Origin of the sequence: Mucilaginibacter sp. (assembly GCF_036383575.1) — a bacterium.
In the GTDB taxonomy this organism is placed as follows: domain Bacteria; phylum Bacteroidota; class Bacteroidia; order Sphingobacteriales; family Sphingobacteriaceae; genus Mucilaginibacter.
In genome coordinates, this window is the sequence record NZ_DASVOB010000462.1 from 1 (window position 1) to 3,605 (window position 3,605).

Genomic DNA, 3,605 nt, shown 5'->3' on the forward strand with positions numbered 1-3,605 from the left:
CCGCGAAAAGGAACGACGGAAAAACAAGATCGGTAGGTGTAAACCCGATCCAGGCGGCATGATCAAGCGGCGACCATACGTTTGCCCCCGAACCGGGGGCATTAACGATGATCATGAAGCAAATGGTCATACCACGGAAAACATCAAGTGCGGTAAATCTCTCGGTTGTTGCAGCCATCTCTTGCTATTATATTAATTAAGGGGTATTGAAATTTCTTTTATTAACCGACCCGCAGCCTCTTCAGCTACAATCCGGGTTTTATTGATGCTATTGCCCTCTTCGTCATAAACAGTCACCTGATTTAAACCGGGCTTAAGCCAGCATTCGGGGATATAAAGGCTTTTGATATCCAGCTTTTCAGGATATCGCCCCAGGTTATGGCCGTTAACCCAAACAGAACCATGGCCTAAACCAACAGGATCAAAACGCCAGATGAATTTACTGCCAATTGATTGCAGCACACTGAAAGTGGTACGATAAAAGGCAGGGGCATTTTTCATTTGTTTAGCCGCATCAAGCTTTGCCCAACCCTGAACGGCCAGCGCATCACCCGGACCGCCTTTCAGTTGCCAGCCGGTTATCGCAGTAGCATCACCAATGGCATTGATCTTTATGGGTTGGTCGATTCCCCCCTCGTTTGAGTAATTTTCGATAAAGACAGAAAGATCAACCGGGTGCTTTAAAGCTTCGGCATCAGTTATATTCACCTCGAAAGGCTGGTTCCAGCCATCATGATGGGCTACCTGCTTACCATTGATAAACACAGTGGCATTTTCATCAACACTTTTAAACAAAACGATTATTTTAGATGTACCTGCGGGTTGTTGCGGGATGGTTGTATGGAACCAGGCATAGCCTTCTTTCAGATCAAAAACATCAGCACCTATTTTGTATTTTTTGTATACCGATGTATCAAATGTCGGTGGACCTTGTTTTACATCATCCTTTTTAGCGGCTTTGGTATAATACCAGTTGCCAAGCTCGGTAATAAAAGGGCCTCCCTTTTTGATCAGAGCGCCGCCAAAAAGCCCTTTGCTATCTACCTCATCAATTGGGCCAAGGTAGGCCGCCAATTTATCACGGCCATCATGCGCCGCAAAAACCGCCAACGTATGCTTTCCTTTTTTAAGATCGATAGATAATTCATTATCGTTCAGTTTCCATTTGGCAACAGGTTTACCATCAATAAAGGCTTGTCCCCTGCCGCCGCCTTTTACCTGGAGGGTATATTTTCCATTTGATGGTATATTTAATGTAGTCCGATACCAGGCATCGGCAGTAATATCAGCATCGGCACCCATAGGCTGCGGATCTTTTGATTTGAGCCAGGTACTTGTATTTACAGTTGATACCGAGTTGATGGCTGCGTTTTTATATTGCCAGTTTGACAAATTGATAGTTTGCGGCTGATTGCCCTTTTTTGCATCGATATTAAAAGCGATCCCTTTACTCTCGGTATATAAAATTACTTTTTGTAGCGAATTTTGCGTTAAAGGCGTTTCTGCTGTGATTTTAAATCGACCATTTTTAACTGAGGCTTCGCCAACATAGTTCAGCCCGGTAGTGATATAGTTTTTGCCTTCAGTTTCGGTGATCCATGTTTTGTCGGTCAAAGCCCGGTTCATGGCCAAAACCCTGATGGTCTGCGAGCCTGAGCTAAAGGTATATTCCGTAGGCGTTTCATTGGCAACAGGCATTTTCTCGTCAATCAGCACATCATTACTACCAACTTTTACAGCAGTGGATTTTGATGAGGCTTTCCCTTTTGTATTGAACCGCAACAACAAGGGATCGCCGGGTTCAGCATCAACAATTATCGTAGTAGTGTTAGCCTGTTTAACTATGGCGAATACACGTGTAAACGCCCAGTCAAGGGTAACTTCATTATTAAGTTTATAATTGTGAATTAAAGGGAAGATCTCTTTTGGTTGAGCACTGATCTTTTTACCGGCAAGCAGGTCCTCTGCTCCGCTGATGTTTAGCGCTGTGATTACTTTAGAAGTACCCGGATTATCTAAAAATATCAGATCACCGGCAGGACTTGTGCGGGCGGATATTTTGAGGGTGGTATCTTTAGTTATAGCACTGTAGGCCGCAAATGCGTTTGTACTGTTCTCTAATACCTCCTGAAAACTGCGCGAAAACCAGGCAGCACGTTTAAAGGTGTAGTAAATTGGCCTTAAATCACCCGCCTGGCCTATGGCAGTACCATAATCGTATGAAGCAGCATCTTCATCATTATTGGTATAACCAAAATTTGAACCACCATGAGCCATGTAGTAATTATAACCATTACCACCATGAGCGATGATTTTCCAGGTACGCCGGTCGTAAAGCTCTGCATCACCGGGCTTAGCACCATATTGTGAATACCAAACTGCCCAGAACTCGGTAGAAAACCATGGGTTTTGCCGTTTATCATCGTCAAGCTTACCATCACCTGCAGGATCGCTGGCATGGTGTAAACCACTAAAAAAATATGGCACCTGCATACCCATATCCAAAGCTTTTGCCTGCAGGTGTTTGAAATATCCGTCGGGCATAATGGTGCCCCAGCCATTGGGATGTTCATTTTCCAATTGCACCAATATTACCGCGCCGCCCTTATTGATTTGTCGTTGAAATACAACCGGCAAAAGATGGTCAAAAAAGCGGTCTACATATTGTTCAAACGGCTTATTGTCTTCGCGCACACGCAGGCCTTTTTTAAATTTAAGCCATATTGGGTAGCCGCCGTTATCCCATTCGGCACAGTAATAAGGGCCAACACGTACAATGGCGTATAAGCCAAGCTGTTTTACTATATCAAGGAATTTACCCAAATCACGGTCGCCGGTGAAGTTGAATTTGCCTTCTTGTTCTTCATGAAAGTTCCAGATGGTGTAGATTTCGATGCAGTTAAAGCCTGCCCGTTTGATCCTCAGCAATCTATCGTACCAAAGTTCACGGGGGATACGGGCGTATTCTAACCCGGCTGATACAATGAATGTGCGTTTACCTTGAACAATAAAACCTTTGCTATCGAAATCAATATAGGGCTTCGCAACAGCCGTGGCCGGGAAAATATGGTCGTTAGCGCTTTGGCTGTGTGCTGCAGAAAAAGCGCTTAGTAGTAAGATAAATGTTAGTATATAATGATGGAGCTTCATTTGTATATTGTAATCCCGTGTTATTAATATTTAGGCGTCATTGCGAGGTACGAAGCAATCCCCGATTTGCAGAGCCGCTCTGTATAGTTTGGGATTGCTTCGTACCTCGCAATGACGTTTTTTAGTTACACTACTTTTATCAAACCATTTTCAACCGACTTCTTACTTCGTTTGTGTAATCACCGCATTATACTTCACAAACAATTGCTTTGATTTTTCGACGGCGTCACCCTTAGCAACATCGGTATAGGCATTGTCATGCTTGTTTACCCACTGCCATTCCCAGTCTTTTACCTGCTTGTCAAAAGCATCGGCATTAAAATCGGTTTTGGTTGATAATGATTTATCCAAATGGCTAAAAAACATCGCCCAGCGTTGTTTATAATAACCTTTTATTAAACCGGCCCATTGACGGTTGGAGTATTCCCTTAAACCGCTTTCCTTATCGCCCCAAA

At 43.7% G+C, this 3,605-nt stretch carries 2 protein-coding genes; both read right to left on the reverse strand.

The features are described from left to right. Positions 1–192: 192 nt before the first annotated feature. The gene (locus tag VF500_RS16410; RefSeq protein ID WP_330860708.1) at positions 193–3,150 is read right to left on the reverse strand and encodes a beta-galactosidase; all 2,958 of its coding nucleotides are present in this window, start codon (positions 3,148–3,150) and stop codon (positions 193–195) included. 162 nt (positions 3,151–3,312) lie between these two features. Beyond that, positions 3,313–3,605 (reverse strand): alpha-N-acetylglucosaminidase C-terminal domain-containing protein (locus VF500_RS16415; RefSeq protein WP_330860709.1); only part of this gene is annotated, 293 nt, incomplete at its 5' end.